Origin of the sequence: Phenylobacterium sp. (assembly GCF_035944335.1) — a bacterium.
GTDB lineage: Bacteria > Pseudomonadota > Alphaproteobacteria > Caulobacterales > Caulobacteraceae > Phenylobacterium.
Genome location: NZ_DASZBG010000047.1, coordinates 1 through 17030, shown reverse-complemented (window position 1 = coordinate 17030; position 17030 = coordinate 1). Strand labels below are relative to the sequence as shown.

The window sequence follows — 17030 nt, the reverse complement described above, 5'->3', positions numbered from 1 at the left end:
CTCTAGGCTCCGATGAGCTCGTGTGCGGTGAGCGGCCGGGGTGCGGCCGAGGGGTCGGTGCGGCGATCGCCGAGGATGCGACCGTCTTCGATCTGGATGACGCGGTCGGCGTAGGCTTCCAGGCGTGGGTCGTGGGTGACGCAGATCACGGCCGCGCCATGCTGCTTGGCGGCGCGTTGCAGGAGCTTGATCACGATCTGGCCGTTCTCCCCGTCCAGCGCGCTGGTCGGTTCGTCGGCGAACAGCAGGTTGGGGTTCTTGGCCAGCGCCCGGGCGATGGCGATGCGCTGCTTCTCGCCGCCGGACAGTTCCGAGGGGCGCTGGTTCATGCGGTTGTCGAGACCGACCTCGCTCAGCGCATCGGCGGCGCGGCGGCGCGCCTCGGCCTTCGGCACGCCCTGGTACTTCAAGACGATCTGCACCTGCTGCAGGGCGGTCAGCGCCGGGAACAGGTTGAAGCCCTGGAAGATGAAGCCGCAGTGGTCCAGCCGGAAGCGGTCGATCCGGCCGGGCCTGAGGCTCCAGAGATCCTGGCCCATGGCCTGGACCGAGCCGGAATCCGGCTTCAGCAAGCCCGAAAGCGCGGCGATCAAGGTCGACTTGCCGGAGCCCGACGGCCCCATGACCATGGTGACCTCGCCGTGCAGGGCGTCGAAGTCCACGGCGCGGAGCACCTCGATATAGGTGCGGCCCGTCTTGAAGCGCTTGGAGAGCCCGCTGGCGACGAGGGCGGTCTGAGAGCTCATCGCAGGAGGTCCGCAGGCTGGCTCTTCTTCAGCACGCCGAGCGAGAGCACGCCGGAGAAGATCGAGATAACGGTGAGCAGGACGCCGACGAAGATCACCCAGGTCATCGGGAAGCCCATGGGCACCCCCCCGACCTTGGCGAGGTTGTAGACGCCCCAGGTGAACAGGGCGGTGGCGCCAAGCCCCACCATCCCGACCCAGAACGACAGCTCGATGACGATCCAGCGCAGCGAGCCCATGGAGACGCCGAGCGCCCGCAGGCTGGCGAACTCCTTGATGCTGGCCAGGATCGCCCCGCGCAGCGTCTGGGAGGTGATGCCGATGCCGATCAGGAAGCCCAGGAACACCGAGAAGCCCAGGAACACGCCGATGATCTGCTCCGACATGATGGCGTTCTCATTGGCCTTTGAGAGCTCCGTCCGCGTCCAGGCCCGGTAGTCGCCGTGCGACACGGCGTTGAGCTGGTCGCGGACCTGGAGGGCCTTGGCGGGATCCTTGATGCGAACCAGCAACGGACCGGTCCGCGCGCCGTTGCCGCCCAGGCCCAGCATCCGCAGGGTGTCGTTGGACATCACCACGGTCGGCTGGTTGATGCTCGGATAGCCGTCGAGGATGGCCCGCACGCGGATCGAGTGGCCGCTGAGCGAGGCGGTGTCGCCGAGCTTGACGCCCAGCCGCGCCAGGCTGGAACGGTCGATGGCCACCGCATAGGGCTCCAAAAGGGCGACGCGCACGGATTCCGGGTAGTCGACCGGCAGGCTCACCGAACCCGGCCGCGGGTCCACGGTCCAGATCTGCACGAACTCGTTCTTGCGTTTCTCGCCGGGCTTGGGGGTGTTGATCCACATGGCGCCGTTGCCGGACAGCGGCTGCACCTCGACGACGTTCGGATTCAGATAGATCAACGGCCCGATGCGCTTGGGAACGCCCGCGCCGGGGCCGGAATCGACCATGGCGTTGACCTTGGGGCCCAGCACCATGATGTCGGCGCGGCTGCGGTCGATGGTGGCGGTGATGCCCTGGACGATGCCGGTGAACATCCCGACCTCGGCGAGGACCAGCAGGCCCGAGAAGGCGAGCGCCACCACGGCGGCCGTGTAGCGGCGCCATTCGTAGATCAAGGTGGCCAAGGCCAAGGACATAATCATCGGGCCCCTACTTCCCGAGCGGGGAAGATGCCGTGCGGCGTCTCGCGGGCCAGTTAAATCGCTGTAACACCCCGGCCGAGCGCTGTTACGCCACACGTTCTACGCTCACTTGGAAAAGAGGCGCCGAGAGGGCGCGCCGGATGCGGCGGCGGCGATTAAACCTTCGTAATCCGCGCCGCCGGGACCCGCATGCTTGCGCTGGCGGCGCTTCTCATCCTCAATCGGGCCGGGGAGCCGCTGAGTCCGCGGCTGAGGGGACGCTGAAATGTTCGGTCCGGAGAACGCCCAGAGCCTGCTCGGCGTGCTGACGGTCGTCGGCTTCTGCTGGGCGATCTCGGAGAACCGCCGGCAATTCCCCTGGAAGCTGGCGATCGGCGCGGTGGTGCTGCAGGCCGTCCTGGTGGCGGCCCTGTTCGGCCTGCCGGCGCTCAGGGCCGTGCTCGCCGGCGCCGGCCAGGTCGTCGACGGCCTGGCCACCAGCACCCAGGCCGGCGTCGCCTTCGTGTTCGGCTTCCTCGCCGGCACGCCCGACCAGCCCTATGCCCTGACCAATCCCGGCGCGATGTTCGTCTTCGCCTTCCGCGTACTGCCGGTGATCCTGGTGGTCTGCGCGCTCGCCGCCCTGCTCTGGCACTGGCGGATCCTGAAGTGGGTGACCCAGGGCTTCGGCATGATCTTCGAAAAGACCATGGGCCTGCGCGGGCCGCCGGCGCTGGCCACCGCGGCGACCATCTTCATGGGCCAGGTGGAGGGCCCGATCTTCATCCGCAGCTACCTGCCGACGCTGTCGCGCTCGGAACTGTTCATGCTGATCACGGTGGGCATGTCCTGCGTCTCGGGCTCCACCATGGTGGCCTATGCGACCATCCTGAAGGGCGTGCTGCCGAACGCCGCCGCCCACGTGCTCACCGCCTCGATCATCTCCGCGCCGGCCGGCGTGCTGCTGGCCCGCATCCTGGTGCCGCGCGACGTGCAGGCCGAGCAGCCTCAGCCGCTCGATCCGGAAAGCGACAAGGTCTACGACAGCTCGATCGACGCCCTGATCCGCGGCACCTCCGATGGCCTGACCATCGTGCTCAACGTCGGCGCCACCCTGATCGTCTTCGTGGCCCTGGTCGCCATGCTGAACGGCATCCTCGGCCTCTTGCCGCCGGTCGCCGGGGCGCCGCTATCGGTGGAGCGCGGCCTCGGCGTGATCTTCGCGCCGCTGGCCTGGGTCATGGGCATCCCGTGGAAGGACGCGCCCATCGCCGGCTCGCTGTTGGGGGTCAAGCTGGTGCTGACCGAGTTCACCGCCTTCATCCGGATGGGCGCGATCCCGGTCGGCGGCATGGAGGAGCGCAGCCGCGTGATCATGACCTATGCGCTCTGCGGCTTCGCCAACGTGGCCTCGGTCGGCATCAACCTCGCCGGCTTCTCCGTGCTGGCGCCGGAGCGCCGCAACGAGATCGTCGGCATGGTCTGGAAGGCCATGCTGGCCGGCTTCCTGGCCACCTGCCTGACCGCCTCGGTGGTGGGCGCCATGCCGTCGGGCCTGTTCGGGAACTGACCTTGGGTCAGTCTTGACCCGGCGGCCGGCCGTGCTCCTCTGCACGGGCTAGGCAAGGGAGCCTTCCCATGAAGCTCTATGACACGCCGCTCGCCCCCAATCCGCGCCGGGTGCGCTGGTTCATGGCCGAGAAGGGCGTCGACGACATCGAGATCGTCTCGCTCAACCTGATCAAGGGCGAACACAAGACGCCGGACTACCTGGCCAAGTTCGGCATGCCCAATGTGCCGGCCCTGGAGCTGGACGACGGCACGACGATCACCGAGTCCGTCGCCATCTGCCGCTATCTCGAGAGCCGCTACCCGGAGCCCAACCTGTTCGGCCGCACGCCCGAAGAGACCGCGGTGATCGAGATGTGGCTGCGGCGCGCGGAGATGATGGTGGCCACGCCCCTGATGCTCGGCGTGCGCCACACCCACCCGGCGCTGGCGGCGCTGGAGCAGCAGAACCCCGTGATCGGCGACTACAACAAACAGGCGGGCCTGCGGGCCCTGAAGATGCTCGACCGCCGGCTGGCCGAGAGCGAATGGCTGGCCGGCGAGCGGCTAACTATCGCCGACATCATAGGCTTCGTCGGCTTGGACTTCGGCCGCCTGATCAAGCTCGCGCCGCCGCCGGAGCTGACCCACCTCGGCCGCTGGGCCGAGGCCATGCGCTCGCGACCAGCCGCCAGGGCCGGGATGCCCGCGGCCGCGCCGGCGGCCTAATCCGGCGCCAGCAGCTCCAGCGAGCGGATGCGGTCGGCGAGGCTCGGCCCCGTGGCCATGACGAACAGCTCGTCGGCCCCGGTGGCGCGGGTCTTCTCGGCCAGCCGGCCAAGGACGGTCATCTGGTCGGAGGCGATGGTGCGGCCCTCGACCATCTGCAGAACGGGCGAACCGGCGCGTTCGGCGAGGAAGGCTTCGGCCTTGGCGAGCTCCGGGAAACGCTGGCGGCGGCCTTCCAGCATGGCGACATTGCCCGCCCGGCGCGGCGCATCCAGCCGCCAGGCGTCTTCCGCCGTCTCGGCGGCGAAGGCGATCAGGGCGACCCCGGCCCAGGGCTCCTGGCGGAAGGCCGAGGGCCGGAAGGCCTGGCGGTAGGCCGCGACCGCCGGGTCGGCGTCGGCGCGGGCGATGAACTCGGCGAACACCATGCCGATGCCCGCCTGGCCGGCGAAGACCGCGCTCTCCACGCCCGAGCAGAGCAGGAACAGGTCCGGGTGCGAGGGGCCCGACGGGTTGGCCTTGATGTCGTGTAGCGCGTGGTCCTCGCCGATCGGCTCTTTGCCGGCGGCGTCCAGCAGCCACGCCGAGAGCAGGGCGAGGTAGCGGGGAAAGGCGTCGGAGCCCACCGATCGCAGCGCCCCGCCGGTGCGGGCGTCGGCGCCCAGGGCGCGGCCGAGGCCCAGGTCGATCCGGCCGGGCGCGAGGGCCTCCAGCTCCATGAAGGTCTCGGCGACCTTCAGCGGCGAATAGTTGACCAGCATCACCCCGCCCGAGCCCAGTCGGATGCGGTGGGTGATCTGGCTCAGCGCGGCGATCAGGATCTCGGGGTTCGGTGAGCCGAGGCCGGCGATATTGTGGTGCTCGGCCACCCAGAAGCGGTGATAGCCCAGCCGCTCGGCCGCCTTGGCGACCTCCAGGGTGTCGCGCACCGCCTGCGCCTGGGTGGCGTCGCCGGTGACGGGGGAGAGGTCGAGGACGGAGAGCTTGGGCATCTAGCGCCCGATATGGGGAGCCCGACCCCTAGGCGTCCACATATTCCCAGGTGGTGGCCCCATCGAACTGGCGGATCTTGATCTTGTCCCAGTCGAGGTCGCCCATGGTCCGGGCGTTGATCGCCATGCGGTCCTTGGAGCCGTCGAGGCTCTGCCAGTGGGTGGTCACGCCGCAGGACTTGCAGCGGTGGAAGGCCAGCATCCGGTCGCCCCAGACGTAGGGTTGCGTCGCGCCGGCCTTGGGCAGGGTGACCTCGGTCGGCGAATAGTAGGCCCAGCGCGCGCCCAGCCGGCGGCAGATCGAGCAGTTGCACTCGGTCACCTCGCGCGGCGCGCTCGCGGCGCTCAGGCGCACGGCCCCGCAATGGCAGCTGGCTTCGACCATGGCGTACCTCCTTGGCCCCAATCAGGACCCGAGGATGAACGGGAAGTCCAGCGTGGCTAGGTTCGCCGGGTCTTCTTCAGCACGGCGGAGAAGCTCATCACCGGCTCGCCGCCGCTCTCGATGATGCCGCGCACGAAGACCATGGACCTGCCGGCCTTCACCACCTGGCCCGTGCATTCCACCAGGGCGCCCACGTGGGCGGTGCCGACGAACTCGCCATTGAAGGTGGCGGTCACCGCCTTGCCCCCCTGGATCGCCTCGCCGGCGATCACGAACAGGGCGTAGTCGGCGAAGGTCATGACGCAGCCGCCGTGCAGGAAGCCACCGCCGTTCATGTGCTTCTGTTCCGCGCGGAAGGCGCAGCGCCGCACGCCACCCGGTTCATTCCGCCAATAGAACGGCCCGGCCAGATCCTCGAAGGGGTCGCCGCCGGGATAGTGGGACCAGCCGGCCCATTCGCCCTCGCTCACCGTCTGCAGGCGCGAGGCGTAGTTGGTCTCGAACTGATCGCCGCCGTCCATTGCCCCTCGCAGTTTCAAACACTAGTTTGGCCGCCCACCCGCCGACCTCGAGGCCACCATGCGACGCGCCGCCATCGTCTCCCCCATCCGCACGCCGGTTGGCAAGTATCTCGGGTCGCTTTCCGACCTGACCGCCGGGGAATTGGGGGCGGTGATCCTGAAGGCCCTCGTGGAGCGCACGGCCATCGATCCGGGCAAGATCGACGATGTCATCTTCGCCCAGGGCTACGGCTCGGGCGAGGCGCCGTGCATCGCGCGCTGGTCGGCGCTGGCGGCGGGCCTGCCCATCGAGGTGCCGGGCTATCAGCTCGACCGCCGCTGCGGCTCGGGTCTGCAAGCGGTGGTCGACGCGGCGATGATGGTCCAGACGGGCGTCGCCGACGTGGTGGTGGCCGGCGGCGTCGAGAGCATGAGCAACGTCGAGTACTATACGAACGACATGCGCAAGGGCGCGCGCGCCGGGTCGGTGACCTTGCACGACCGCCTGGCGCGCGGGCGGGTGATGAGCCAGCCGATCGAGCGCTTCGGGGTCATCTCCGGCATGATCGAGACCGCCGACAACCTGGCCCGCGACTATCAGATCAGCCGCGAGGCCAGCGACGAATACGCCGCCATGAGCCACCAGCGCGCGGCCAAGGCCTGGGCCGACGGCAAGTTCGACGACGAGGTGGTCCCCGTCTCGGTGAAGCAGAAGAAGGGCGACCCGATCGTCTTCGCCCAGGACGAGGGCGTCCGCGCGGACACCACCGCCGAGAGCCTCGGCAAGCTCAAGCCCATCGAGAAGGACGGCGTGGTCACGGCCGGCAACGCCAGCCAGCAGAACGACGCGGCTGCGGCCTGTCTGGTGGTGGCCGAGGACAAGCTGGAAGAGCTGGGCCTCGAACCCATGGGCTGGTTCGTGAGCTGGGCGGCGGCCGGCTGCGAGCCGTCGCGGATGGGCATCGGCCCCGTGCCGGCCGTGAAGCGGCTCTTCGAGCGCACCGGCCTTAGCTGGAACGACATCGACCTCGTGGAGCTGAACGAGGCGTTCGCGCCCCAGGTTCTGGCCGTGCTGAAAGGCTGGGGCTGGGACGACCTTGACCGGCTCAACGTCAATGGCTCGGGCATCAGCCTCGGCCACCCGATCGGGGCGACCGGCGGACGGATCCTCGCCAATCTGCTGCGCGAGCTTCAGCGCCGCGACGGCAAGTACGGCCTGGAGACCATGTGCATCGGTGGCGGCCAGGGCATCGCCGCCATCTTCGAACGCGCGTAGTGCGGACCCTCATCGCCGCCGCCGTCGCGCTCCTGGCGCTTGCGGGCCCCGCGCCGGCGCAGCCTGCCCAACCGCCGCTGCCCAAGAGCCTGCCATTCCAGCCGAAGACGCTGGTGGACGGCGATGTCCTGCAGGTGATCTTCGGGGAACGCGCCCTGTTCCGGCTCGACGACGGCGGCAAGCCGGTGCTCGACAGCGTGGAGCAGGGCAAGCTGGCCGTGGCCCATCCCGCCGGCACGGTCGCCGAGACCTACGCCGCGCCGGGACCGGGGCTGGTGGCCGCCGCGCTCGATGGATCGGCCGAAACCCGCGCCAGCTCGCTGAAGGTCTGGAACAGGCTCGGCCATCCGATCGAATACCGGGTCCTGGCGCTGGTGCTGCAGGGCGAGGCGCTGCACCCCGTGGCCGTGCCGACCTGCCCGGTTCCGGCCGGCGGCGTGCGCACCGAGACCTGGCCTGCGCCGGTCGTGGCCGTGGGCCTGTCGCGCTTCAAGCCGGCGTCGAAGGAAGCGCTGGCGCGCTGCGCCGCCGGGGCCCGGCCGAAGCCCGCGGCGCCCAAGACGCCCGCGAAGGGGAAATAGCCATGGCCCTCGACGCCGAGACCCGCGAGCAGCTGATCGACACCGTCCGCCGGTTCGTCACCGAACGGCTGCGGCCGCTGGAGGCTCAGGTGGCCGAGCAGGACGCCATGCCCCCCGAGGTGATCGAGGAGATGAAGGGCCTCGGCCTGTTCGGGCTGTCCATCCCGGCGGACTATGGCGGCCTCGACCTCAACATGGAGGAGGAGTGCCTGATCGCCGTCGAGCTCGGCCGCACCAGCCCGGCGTTCCGCTCGACCTTCGGCACCAATGTCGGCATCGGCAGCCAGGGGCTGGTGATGTTCGGGACCGATGAGCAGAAGCAGAAGTACCTGCCGGGCATCGCGTCGGGCGAGATCATCACCTCCTTCGCGCTTACCGAGCCGGAGGCGGGCTCCGATAGCGCCAACGTCCAGACCCGCGCGATCCGCGACGGCGACTGCTACGTCCTCAACGGCTCCAAGCGCTTCATCACCAACGCCAACAAGGCCGACCTCTTCACGGTGATGGCCCGCAGCGATCCGGAAAAGGCCGGGGCCGGCGGCGTCTCGGCCTTCCTGGTGGAGCGCAACCTGCCGGGCCTCAGCGTCGGCAAGCCCGAGAAGAAGATGGGCCAGCAGGGCGCCCACATCTGCGACGTGGTGTTCGACAATGTCCGCGTGCCGGCGGAGAACCGGCTGGGCCGCGAGGGCGAGGGCTTCAAGGTCGCCATGCAGGTGCTGGACCGCGGGCGGCTGCACATCTCGGCGGTCTGCGTGGGGGTGGCCGAGCGGCTGATCGCCGACTGCGTGGCCTATGCGACCGAGCGCAAGCAGTTCGGCCAGGCGATCGCGGGCTTCCAGCTGATCCAGGGAATGATCGCCGACAGCAAGACCGAGTCCATGGCGGCCCGGGCGCTGACCCTGGAAACCGCCCGCAAGCGCGACGCCGGTCGGTCGGTGACCCTGGAAGCCGCGGCCGCCAAATACTTCGCTTCCGAGATGGTCGGCCGGGTCGCCGACCGGGCGGTGCAGATCTTCGGCGGCGCGGGCTACGTCGCCGATCATGGCATCGAGCGCTTCTACCGCGACGTGCGGATTTTCCGCATCTACGAGGGCACCAGCCAGATCCAGCAGGTGGTCATCGCCCGCGAGACCCTGAAGCGGGGTGGCTGATGACCGCCCCGATGGCCCACGACAGGATCGGGGCGGCGATCTTCGATCTGCTGGCCCGGCAGCCGGTCGGCAAGTCGATTTCTCCGGAGGATGTGGCCCGCGCGGTTGAACCGGAGGGCTGGCGGCGCCAACTGTCTCATGTGCGCGGTACAGCCATAGGCCTCGCCCGCGAGGGCAGGCTGGTGATCACCCGCCACGGGAAACCGGCCGATCCGGATGAATTCAAGGGCGTGTGGCGCATGAAGCTGCCCGACGCCTCAAGCCTTTAGGGAGGCGCTCACCATGAAAGTCTTTGGCAACACCCTGTCGCCGTTCGTCCGCAAGACGATGGCCTTCGCCGCGGAGAAGGGCCTGGAGATCGAGCTGGTCGCGGCCGGTCTCGGCGGCGGACCGCCGGAGTTCAAGGAGGCCAGCCCGTTCGGCAAGATGCCGGGCTTCCAGGACGGCGACTTCCTGATCTCCGACAGCACCGCGATCATCACCTACATGGAGGCGGTCAAGCCGGAGCCCAACCTGATCCCGCTTGAGCCCAAGGCCCGCGCCCGGACCATCTGGTACGAGGAGTTCGGCGACACCATCGTGGCGGCCTGCGGCGGGACCATGTTCTTCAACCGCGTGGTGGCCCCGCGCTTTCTCGGCCGGCCCGGCGACGAGGCCGCCGCCCAGGAAGCCGAGACCGTGCAGTTTCCCAAGCTGGTGGACTATCTCGAGCGGGTGATCCCGGCCTCCGGCTACCTGGTCGAGGACCGGCTGACGCTGGCCGACATCGCGGTGGCCAGCCCCTTCGTGAACATGGGCCACGTGGGCTGCGCCATCAATCCGACCACGCACCCGAAGACCTACGGTTACGTTGAGGCGATCCTGGCGCGGCCGTCCTATGCCGACATGGTCGCCAAGGAGAAGGCCGTCATGGCCTCGATGAACCAGCCGCAGCCGGCCTGAGCGAAACCTGGCGCCACAGGCGGCGGTTGGGTCGGGAATCGGGAGATGCTGACCGCCGCCTGCTGACCCATGACCCGAGCCGCCGTCCTCGCCCTCGCCCTGCTCGTCAGCGCCTGCACGCCGCTCGTCGTGCAGCAGTCCTTCACGCCGCCCGCCGCCTTTACAGGCCCCCGGCTTGAGGACGACAGCGTGGTCAGCTTCGATGGCGCGCGTCTCGGGCTGAGGCGCTGGACTCCCATCGGCGAACCCTGGGCGGTGATCGTCGGCGCCCACGGGATGAACGACTATTCCAACGCCTTCCACATGGCCGCGCCCTGGTGGGCCGAGCAAGGGATCGCGACCTACGCCTACGACCAGCGCGGCTTCGGCCGCTCTCCGGAGCGCGGCATCTGGCCGGGCGACGCGCTGATGGTCGAGGACCTGCGGACGGTGACGGCCCTGGTCCGCGCTCGCTATCCCCACGCCCTGATCGTCGTGGCGGGCGAGAGCATGGGCGGCGCCGTCGCCATCGAGGCCTTTGCCTCGGATCGGCCGCCGCCGGCCGACCGGCTGATCCTGCTGTCGCCGGCGGTCTGGGGTTGGCGCGAGCAGCCGCTGCCCAACAAGACCCTTCTGTGGTTCGCGGCCAACTTCACGGCCGGCAAGGTCTATGAGCCGCCGCGCTGGCTGACCTCGAAGATCAAGCCCACCGACAACCGCGACGAGCTGATCGCCATGGGCCACGATCCGCTGATGATCTGGGGCGCCCGGTCGGACACCCTCTACGGACTGGTCTCGACCATGGACCATGCGGCCGACGCCATCGGGCGGATTCGCGCGCCGGTGCTCTATCTGCACGGCGCCCACGACCAGATCATCCCCGAGAAGGCCGCCCGCCGCGCGGCCGCCCAGCTGAAGCCCTCCGACCGCTCGGCCAACTACCCGCACGGCTACCATCTGCTGATGCGCGACCGGCAGGGGCCGGTGGTCTGGGCCGACGTGGCGGCCTTCCTGCGCGATCCGAACGGACCCCTGCCGTCGGGCGCGGGGGCGATCGCGGGCTCGCCGGCGCGCGGTGGCGAAACCCATGCCGCCGCAGGGTTGTGAGCCGGACCGCATCGGCGTAGGAGGACGCGCAACCGTGTTCCACGTTCAGGCGCTCTTCCAGGCATGACCTTGTTCGATTCCCCCGCCTTCGAAGGACACGAAGGCGTCCACGCCTTCTCCGACGAAAAATCCGGCCTGAAAGCCATCATCGCCGTGCACTCCACGGCCCGCGGGCCCGCCGCGGGCGGTTGCCGCATGTGGCCCTATGCGGACGCCGAGGCCGCGCTGACCGATGCGCTGCGCCTGTCGCGCGCCATGAGCTTCAAGAACGCCATGGCCGACCTGGAGCTGGGCGGCGGCAAGGCGGTGATCATCGGCGACAGCCGCACCCAGAAATCGCCGGCCCTGTTCGAGGCCTTCGGGGGCTGCGTCGAACAGCTCGGCGGCCGCTACTGGACGGCCGAGGACGTCGGCGTCTCCCCCGCCGACCTGACCCATGCCCGCAAGCGCACCAACTATGTCGCGGGCCTGGAAGGCGGCGCCAGCGCGTCGGGCGATCCGAGCCCGGTGACCGCCGAGGGCGTGTTCCGCGGCGTCCAGCTCTGCGTCCGTCGCGCGCTCGGCCGAGAGCTCGACGGCGTGACCGTCGCCATCCAGGGCGTGGGCCACGTGGGCGGCTACCTGGCCGACAAGCTGCATGCGGCCGGCGCCAGGCTGATCCTCACCGACGTCAACGCCGAGCAACTGCACGCCGTGGCCGCGCGGACCGGCGCCCACGTCGTGGCGCCCGGCGCGATCTTCGACATCGACTGCGATGTCTTCGCCCCCTGCGCGCTCGGCGGGGCGGTGAACGCCCAGACCCTGCCGCGGATCAAGGCTCGCGTCATCGCCGGCGCGGCCAACAACCAGCTGGCCGATCCCGAGACCGGCCGCGCGGTGTTCCAGCGCGGAACCCTCTATGCGCCCGACTATGTGATCAACGGCGGCGGCATCATCAATGTGGCCGGCGAGATCCGCGCGATCGAGCTGGGCGAGGCCTTCGACCCGGCCTGGGTCGACGCCAAGCTGGAGCGCCTCACCCGCACCCTGGAGGAGGTCCTCGACCGCGCCCAGGCCGAGAACCGTCCCACCCACGAGGTAGCGAACGAGGTCGCCCAGGCCCGCATCAGCATCGCCGCGGAGAAGCGCGCGGCGGCTTAGGGCCGGCCCCGCCTAGCCAACCACGTCTCCCGGCGCAGGATCCATGTCTCTCGCATCAGCTCACCGCACATGAAGGCGTGGGGCTTCAGGTCGATGAGCTCGGCGCCCTGCTTCTCCTTGACCCGGTGCGAGCGTTGGTTGTCCGCGGCGTTGTTCACATAGAGGAACGGCCAGCCCAGGACCTCGAAGGCGTAGCCGGTGACGGCCTCGGCGGCCTCGGTCATCAAGCCCTGGCCCCACCGGGGGCGGGCGAGCCAGAAGCCCCGCATGTCCCGCTCTTCCGCGTTCGGCTTGATGTCGATCCGCCCGATCAGGGTGTCGTCGCCCTTCAGCGTCATCGCCCAGCAGGCCATCTCGCCGCGATCCATGCGCTCGAGGCACTCGCGCATGTTGGTTTCCGCGCCGTCGGCGGGATAGGGCCAGGGCAGGCCCGCGTGCAGGTGCTTCACCAGCTCCCAGTCGGGAAACCAGCGCTGCACCGCCGGCGCGTCGGTCAGGCGCATCGGACGCAGGATCATCCGCTCGGTCTCAAGGACCGGCGTCTCGGGCAGGGGTGGAAGTTCGATCGTCATGGCCGTGGTCTCCGAAAGGGGCCGGAGGCCGGGCGCTGGCGTCTTGCTGGAAGAAACGAAGCCCGGCCGGATCGGCGGGGCTGTCGAGGGATGGCGTTACGTGTCGCGCACGCAGCCGGTCCCACGCCCCGCAAGGGTGGCGCAGTTGGTACCGGACGGCGAATTGGCGAAGCGAGCCATGGCGCGCCTGTACCATGCGGGCGGGCGGACGCCTAGATCGCGGCGAGCCTGGCCGTCCGGGGCTCCTTGACCGTGGTGATCAGCAAGACGATCGCCGCCACCAGGAAGCCCAGCGAGATGGCGAATACGGCGTCGTAGCCCATCAGGTCGGCGAGGCCGCCGCCGATCAGCGGGCCGAGGGTTGCGGTGATGCTCTCGGCCGTGGCGGAGACGGCGATGCGCATGGGCAGGTCGTCGCGCGATCCGAACTCCAGGATCATGGTCTGGGCCGACATGTTGTATCCGGCCTGCGAGGCCCCCAGGCCGACAAAGGCCAGGGCGATGAACCAGATGTGGTCGACCTCCATCAGGAGCACCGTGGCCGCCACCCACGTCAGGATCGAGAGCAACAGCACCAGCCGGAAGCCCGTGCGGTCGCCGAGCGAGCCCCAGCCGATGTTGGAGACGGTGTCGCCCAGCATGAAGGCCGCCGAGAGCAGGCCAAGCGTCGCGCCCATCTGCACCGCGCCGTGCTGGTGCAACTTCTGGCCGACATAGAGGATGTAGAAGGGCGTTGCGATCCGCGCCGAGACCGCCAGCATCTGGACCAGCAGGAAGTAGGCGTAGGAGCGGTCCTGACCAATCAGCCGCGGCAGGTCGCGGAAGCGGTCGCGGAAGCGGCCCTGCGCCCGGGTGGTCGGCGGCTCCGGCTCCTTGACCAGGAACTGCATGGCCCACAGGCCCATGGACGTCAGGATGAAGGCGAACACGAAGGTGGTCGAATAGCCGTTGCCGAACAGGTTCTTGCCGATGAACCAGCGGCCCGCGACATAGGACAGCACGAGCGCGATCGAACTGCCGGTCATATTGCGCCAGGCCTGCAGCCGGCCGCGGCGGCTGATCGGGATCACCTTGGCGATCAGCAGCGAGAAGACCACCCGCTGCGCGCCCATGAACAGGCCGAACAGGAACATCATCAGGAGCAGGGTCGCGACCAGCTGAGAGCCCTTCAGCAGCCAGCCGGCGACGGCCATGCCGAGCACCGCCAGGCGGGCCAGGCTGCCCATCCAGATGGCCGCCGGCATGACCTTGGTTCGGTGCTCGATCCGGGTGGCCCCGAAGATCGGCGAGATCACCCCGCCCACCTGTTGCAGGGCGAGGCCGAGACCCACGATGGCATTGGAGCCGGAGACCTGGTGCAGATAGGCCGGCAGGAAGGTCGGCGTGTTGACCAGCCGAAAGCCGGTCATGCCGAGCATGCCGTGCAGGTAGTTGCCGAGGTAGTTGCGCTTCAGGTTGTCCCAGACGAACTTCTCATAGGCCGCTTCGCGCTCGGCCAGGTCGCCCGGCGGCGGGGCGGCGTCAGAGGGGTCGGGCTTGGCGTCCAAATGACTTCTGCTCGGGCGCGGTGGCGCGCCCTGAAAAGGGATGGGAGGCAATGGCTCCGTCCTAGCAGAGTCCCCGTCACGGGCGAAAGCTGCATCCGGAACCGCAGGCTCGGCTGCGATGTTCGCGGCTCAGGTTGCAGCCATGGTCCGAGCCTCCGAAGCCCCTGTGCCAGATGACGCCGCCCCGCCCGAGACGCTGGACGCCGTCCGGGCCGGCGTGGACGCGTGCCGCCGCTGCGACCTTTGGCGGTGCGGCCAGGGCGTGGCCGGCGAGGGACCGCTCCATGCGCGACTGATGTTCGTGGGCGAGCAGCCGGGCGACCAGGAGGAACAGGCGCGCAAGCCCTTCGTCGGGCCGGCCGGCAAGGTGCTGGACAAGGCGCTCGCCGAGGCCGGCGTGCCGCGCGCCGAGACCTTCGTCACCAATGCGGTGAAGCACTTCAAGCACGAGCCGCGGGGCAAGCGCCGGCTGCACAAGACGCCCGACGCGCGAGAAGTCTCCGCCTGCCGCTGGTGGCTGGAAAACGAGCGGCGCATCGTGCGACCGCGGGTGATCGTGGCGCTGGGCGCCACGGCGGCGCTTTCGGTGTTCGACAAGCCGACCCCGATCGGAAAGTTCCGCCAGCAGGCGATCCAGCTGCCCGATCAGGCCCAGGGTGTGGTCACCTACCACCCCTCATACCTGCTGCGCGTGCCCGACGCGGAGGCCAAGGCAAAGGCCTATCGGATGTTCGTGGACGACCTGCGGTTCGCCTGGAAGCTCGCAGGCTGAGGAGTTCTAGCCCGCCGCCAGGAACCCCGCCTCGGCGAAGTCCAGCATCCGGTCCAGCAGGCTCTTCACATCGCCCTCGCGGGTGACGCCGCCCGAGAGGTGGTGCAGCCGGTCGAACTCGGCGAAGCGGTTGTTGTGGACCATGCCGAGCGCGAAGTGCAGCCGCCAGTAGACGGTCTCGCGCGGCCGGTCGGGGCAGGCCGCGATCAGCGCGTTGGCGAACCGTTCGAGGTGGGAGACGTCGTTCTGAATGGCGTCGCGCATCTGGGCCGTGCCTTCGGATCGGGCGCGAATGATGAACTGGATCGAGATGCGACGGTCGTTGGCCGGATCGCTCCAGCGCAGCGGGGGGGCGAAGTAGGCCTCCAGGATGGCGCGGACCGGCGGCTTGCCGGCGTGGCGCTCGTTGGCCTCGTGCAGCATGCGGGCCCGCTCGCGGTTCAACTCGGCGGTGCGCTTGCGGAAGATCTCAAAGAGCAGGGCGTCCTTGGAGCCGAAGTGATAGTTGACGCTCGCCAGGTTGACGCCGGCCTCGGCGGTGATGTCGCGCACCGAGACGTTCTGGAAGCCGTGCAGGGCGAACAGCCGCTCGGCGGCGTTGAACACCGCGGCCTTGGTGGCGGCCTGGGCTTCCTCGGTCTCGACGACGTCGGTGATCAGGGGATCGGTCATGCGAATCCCTTAGCGGGTTCTTCGAGCATAGGCCGCTGACATTCTGCCGCAATGACCAGGGACGGCGGCACGATCCTGCCTCTCAGCGCGAGAGTTCGCGCATGGCCTTGTCGAGACCTTCCAAGGTCAGCGGGAACATCCGGTCGTTGACCAGCTGCTTCATGACCCCGATCGAGGGCGTGTAGTCCCAGTGCCGCTCGGCGGTGGGATTGAGCCACACGATATGCTCGTAGATCTGCGCCACGCGGTCCATCCAGATGGCGCCGGCTTCCTCGTTCCAGTGTTCCACCGAGCCGCCCGGATAGGTGATCTCGTAGGGGCTCATGGTCGCGTCGCCCACGAAGATGATCTTGTAGTCGTGGGGGAACTTGTGGAGCACGTCCCAGGTGTTGATCTTCTCCGCGTGGCGGCGCCGGTTGTCCTTCCAGACCGTCTCATAGAGGCAGTTGTGGAAGTAGTAGAATTCCATGTTCTTGAACTCGGTGCGCGCGGCGCTGAACAGCTCCTCGCAGACCTTGATATGGCTATCCATCGAGCCGCCGATGTCGAGGAACAGCAGCACGCTAATCTTATTGCGGCGTTCGGGGCGCATGTTGATGTCGAGATAGCCCTTCTCGGCGGTGCCCTTGATGGTCGCCGGGAAGTCGATCTCGTCGGGATGGCCCTCGCGCACCCATTTGCGCAGGCGGCGCAGGGCCACCTTGATGTTGCGGGTGCCGAGCTCGACCTGATCGTCGAGGTTCTTGTACTCGCGCTTGTCCCAGACCTTGATCGCCTTGCCATGGCGGCCCTTGTCCTGGCCGATGCGGATGCCTTCGGGGTGATAGCCATTGGCGCCGAACGGAGAGGTGCCGCCCGTGCCGATCGCCTTGTCGCCCTTCTCGTGGCGTTCCTTCTGCTCGCGGATGCGCTCCGCCAGCGCCTCCATCAGCTTGTCGAAGCCGCCCATGGCCTCGATCTGCGCCTTTTCCTCCTCGGTGAGGAACTTCTCGCTCATCTTCTTCAGCCACTCGGCCGGGATGTCGGAGGTGATGCCGTCGTCGAGCCGCTCCAGGCCCTTGAAGACATGGCCGAACACCTGGTCGAAGCGGTCGAGGTTCTTCTCGTCCTTCACCAGCGAGGTGCGGGACAGGTAGTAGAAATCGTCCACCGAACGATCGATCACCGCCTTGTCGAGCCCCTCCATGAGCATGAGGTACTCTTTCAGCGTCACGGGCACCTTGGCCTCGCGCAGCTCGGTGAAGAAGCGCATGAACATCGCGGA

19 protein-coding genes are annotated in these 17030 nt (G+C 68.9%); 10 read left to right on the top strand and 9 right to left on the bottom strand.

The features are described from left to right. Positions 1–2: 2 nt before the first annotated feature. On the bottom strand, positions 3–746 hold the full coding sequence (locus tag VGT80_RS08990; protein ID WP_327454951.1) for an ABC transporter ATP-binding protein: 744 nt from the start codon (positions 744–746) through the stop codon (positions 3–5). After that, entirely contained in the window at positions 743–1888 is a 1146-nt protein-coding gene (locus VGT80_RS08985; RefSeq protein ID WP_327454949.1) for an ABC transporter permease, read from the bottom strand. Before VGT80_RS08985 ends, VGT80_RS08990 begins: the two co-directional genes overlap by 4 nt. Positions 1889–2159: 271 nt before the next feature. Between VGT80_RS08985 and VGT80_RS08980 the strand changes: the two genes are divergently transcribed. Further along, positions 2160–3443 (top strand): NupC/NupG family nucleoside CNT transporter, encoded by a 1284-nt coding sequence (locus VGT80_RS08980; protein ID WP_327454947.1) that lies wholly within the window; start codon positions 2160–2162, stop codon positions 3441–3443. A gap of 68 nt (positions 3444–3511) precedes the next feature. Next, the gene (locus tag VGT80_RS08975; protein ID WP_327454945.1) at positions 3512–4150 is read left to right on the top strand and encodes a glutathione S-transferase; all 639 of its coding nucleotides are present in this window, start codon (positions 3512–3514) and stop codon (positions 4148–4150) included. Here the strand turns inward: VGT80_RS08975 and VGT80_RS08970 are convergent. Genes VGT80_RS08970 through VGT80_RS08960 form a run of 3 tightly spaced genes read right to left on the bottom strand, consistent with a single transcriptional unit; the run spans position 4147 to position 6048 of the window. Further along, entirely contained in the window at positions 4147–5142 is a 996-nt protein-coding gene (locus tag VGT80_RS08970) for an MsnO8 family LLM class oxidoreductase (protein WP_327454943.1), read from the bottom strand. The genes VGT80_RS08975 and VGT80_RS08970 overlap by 4 nt on opposite strands. A gap of 28 nt (positions 5143–5170) precedes the next feature. After that, a complete protein-coding gene (locus VGT80_RS08965; RefSeq protein ID WP_327454941.1) occupies positions 5171–5527 on the bottom strand; it encodes a GFA family protein in 357 nt (118 codons plus the stop codon). 56 nt (positions 5528–5583) lie between these two features. Beyond that, complete coding sequence (locus VGT80_RS08960; RefSeq protein WP_327454940.1) at positions 5584–6048, bottom strand: PaaI family thioesterase; 465 nt, start codon at positions 6046–6048, stop codon at positions 5584–5586. Positions 6049–6106: 58 nt separating this feature from the next. On the opposite strand from VGT80_RS08960, the gene VGT80_RS08955 reads away from it, so the two are divergent. The 7 genes from VGT80_RS08955 to VGT80_RS08925 all read left to right on the top strand — a co-directional run bounded on the left by VGT80_RS08955 (position 6107) and on the right by VGT80_RS08925 (position 12203). Then, positions 6107–7303, top strand: a complete 1197-nt coding sequence (locus tag VGT80_RS08955; protein ID WP_327454939.1) for an acetyl-CoA C-acetyltransferase — start codon at positions 6107–6109, stop codon at positions 7301–7303. Continuing rightward, entirely contained in the window at positions 7303–7884 is a 582-nt protein-coding gene (locus VGT80_RS08950) for a hypothetical protein (RefSeq protein WP_327454938.1), read from the top strand. The genes VGT80_RS08955 and VGT80_RS08950 overlap by 1 nt, the downstream gene beginning before the upstream one ends. Before the next feature lie 2 nt (positions 7885–7886). Further along, the gene (locus tag VGT80_RS08945; RefSeq protein WP_327454937.1) at positions 7887–9035 is read left to right on the top strand and encodes an acyl-CoA dehydrogenase family protein; all 1149 of its coding nucleotides are present in this window, start codon (positions 7887–7889) and stop codon (positions 9033–9035) included. Beyond that, on the top strand, positions 9035–9304 hold the full coding sequence (locus tag VGT80_RS08940; RefSeq protein ID WP_327454936.1) for a DUF3253 domain-containing protein: 270 nt from the start codon (positions 9035–9037) through the stop codon (positions 9302–9304). The genes VGT80_RS08945 and VGT80_RS08940 overlap by 1 nt, the downstream gene beginning before the upstream one ends. A 13-nt stretch (positions 9305–9317) precedes the next feature. Next, positions 9318–9977 carry a glutathione S-transferase family protein gene (locus VGT80_RS08935; protein WP_327454935.1) on the top strand — a complete coding sequence of 220 codons (660 nt, stop codon included), beginning with the start codon at positions 9318–9320 and terminating at the stop codon, positions 9975–9977. Between the two features lie 69 nt (positions 9978–10046). Next, on the top strand, positions 10047–11063 hold the full coding sequence (locus tag VGT80_RS08930) for a lysophospholipase (RefSeq protein ID WP_327454933.1): 1017 nt from the start codon (positions 10047–10049) through the stop codon (positions 11061–11063). A 63-nt stretch (positions 11064–11126) separates the two neighbouring features. Beyond that, entirely contained in the window at positions 11127–12203 is a 1077-nt protein-coding gene (locus VGT80_RS08925; RefSeq protein WP_327454931.1) for a Glu/Leu/Phe/Val dehydrogenase dimerization domain-containing protein, read from the top strand. On the opposite strand, the gene VGT80_RS08920 is transcribed toward VGT80_RS08925, so the two are convergent. Next, positions 12200–12775: a GNAT family N-acetyltransferase gene (locus VGT80_RS08920; RefSeq protein WP_327454929.1), complete on the bottom strand. Its 576-nt coding sequence runs from the start codon at positions 12773–12775 to the stop codon at positions 12200–12202. The two genes, VGT80_RS08925 and VGT80_RS08920, sit on opposite strands and share 4 nt — an antisense overlap. A gap of 212 nt (positions 12776–12987) precedes the next feature. Continuing rightward, positions 12988–14322, bottom strand: a complete 1335-nt coding sequence (locus tag VGT80_RS08915) for an MFS transporter (RefSeq protein ID WP_327454927.1) — start codon at positions 14320–14322, stop codon at positions 12988–12990. 40 nt (positions 14323–14362) lie between these two features. Here VGT80_RS08915 and VGT80_RS08910 point away from each other — a divergent pair, with 40 nt between their 5' ends. Beyond that, positions 14363–15094 (top strand): UdgX family uracil-DNA binding protein, encoded by a 732-nt coding sequence (locus VGT80_RS08910; protein ID WP_414693900.1) that lies wholly within the window; start codon positions 14363–14365, stop codon positions 15092–15094. Between the two features lie 6 nt (positions 15095–15100). On the opposite strand, the gene VGT80_RS08905 is transcribed toward VGT80_RS08910, so the two are convergent. Together VGT80_RS08905 and VGT80_RS08900 are read right to left on the bottom strand one after the other, a co-directional pair. Continuing rightward, a complete protein-coding gene (locus VGT80_RS08905) occupies positions 15101–15766 on the bottom strand; it encodes a TetR/AcrR family transcriptional regulator (RefSeq protein WP_327454923.1) in 666 nt (221 codons plus the stop codon). Between the two features lie 82 nt (positions 15767–15848). Next, the gene (locus tag VGT80_RS08900; protein WP_327454980.1) at positions 15849–17024 is read right to left on the bottom strand and encodes a VWA domain-containing protein; all 1176 of its coding nucleotides are present in this window, start codon (positions 17022–17024) and stop codon (positions 15849–15851) included. Positions 17025–17030 lie beyond the last annotated feature (6 nt).

What these genes read in the sequence shown, in the direction of transcription:
- VGT80_RS08990 (WP_327454951.1), bottom strand. Translation starts at nt 746, where the DNA reads ATGAGCTCTCAGACCGCCCTCGTCGCCAGCGGGCTCTCCAAGCGCTTC.
- VGT80_RS08985 (WP_327454949.1), bottom strand. Translation starts at nt 1,888, where the DNA reads ATGTCCTTGGCCTTGGCCACCTTGATCTACGAATGGCGCCGCTACACG.
- VGT80_RS08980 (WP_327454947.1), top strand. Translation starts at nt 2,160, where the DNA reads ATGTTCGGTCCGGAGAACGCCCAGAGCCTGCTCGGCGTGCTGACGGTC.
- VGT80_RS08975 (WP_327454945.1), top strand. Translation starts at nt 3,512, where the DNA reads ATGAAGCTCTATGACACGCCGCTCGCCCCCAATCCGCGCCGGGTGCGC.
- VGT80_RS08970 (WP_327454943.1), bottom strand. Translation starts at nt 5,142, where the DNA reads ATGCCCAAGCTCTCCGTCCTCGACCTCTCCCCCGTCACCGGCGACGCC.
- VGT80_RS08965 (WP_327454941.1), bottom strand. Translation starts at nt 5,527, where the DNA reads ATGGTCGAAGCCAGCTGCCATTGCGGGGCCGTGCGCCTGAGCGCCGCG.
- VGT80_RS08960 (WP_327454940.1), bottom strand. Translation starts at nt 6,048, where the DNA reads ATGGACGGCGGCGATCAGTTCGAGACCAACTACGCCTCGCGCCTGCAG.
- VGT80_RS08955 (WP_327454939.1), top strand. Translation starts at nt 6,107, where the DNA reads ATGCGACGCGCCGCCATCGTCTCCCCCATCCGCACGCCGGTTGGCAAG.
- VGT80_RS08945 (WP_327454937.1), top strand. Translation starts at nt 7,887, where the DNA reads ATGGCCCTCGACGCCGAGACCCGCGAGCAGCTGATCGACACCGTCCGC.
- VGT80_RS08940 (WP_327454936.1), top strand. Translation starts at nt 9,035, where the DNA reads ATGACCGCCCCGATGGCCCACGACAGGATCGGGGCGGCGATCTTCGAT.
- VGT80_RS08935 (WP_327454935.1), top strand. Translation starts at nt 9,318, where the DNA reads ATGAAAGTCTTTGGCAACACCCTGTCGCCGTTCGTCCGCAAGACGATG.
- VGT80_RS08930 (WP_327454933.1), top strand. Translation starts at nt 10,047, where the DNA reads ATGACCCGAGCCGCCGTCCTCGCCCTCGCCCTGCTCGTCAGCGCCTGC.
- VGT80_RS08925 (WP_327454931.1), top strand. Translation starts at nt 11,127, where the DNA reads ATGACCTTGTTCGATTCCCCCGCCTTCGAAGGACACGAAGGCGTCCAC.
- VGT80_RS08920 (WP_327454929.1), bottom strand. Translation starts at nt 12,775, where the DNA reads ATGACGATCGAACTTCCACCCCTGCCCGAGACGCCGGTCCTTGAGACC.
- VGT80_RS08910 (WP_414693900.1), top strand. Translation starts at nt 14,363, where the DNA reads ATGGGAGGCAATGGCTCCGTCCTAGCAGAGTCCCCGTCACGGGCGAAA.
- VGT80_RS08905 (WP_327454923.1), bottom strand. Translation starts at nt 15,766, where the DNA reads ATGACCGATCCCCTGATCACCGACGTCGTCGAGACCGAGGAAGCCCAG.
- VGT80_RS08900 (WP_327454980.1), bottom strand. Translation starts at nt 17,024, where the DNA reads ATGTTCATGCGCTTCTTCACCGAGCTGCGCGAGGCCAAGGTGCCCGTG.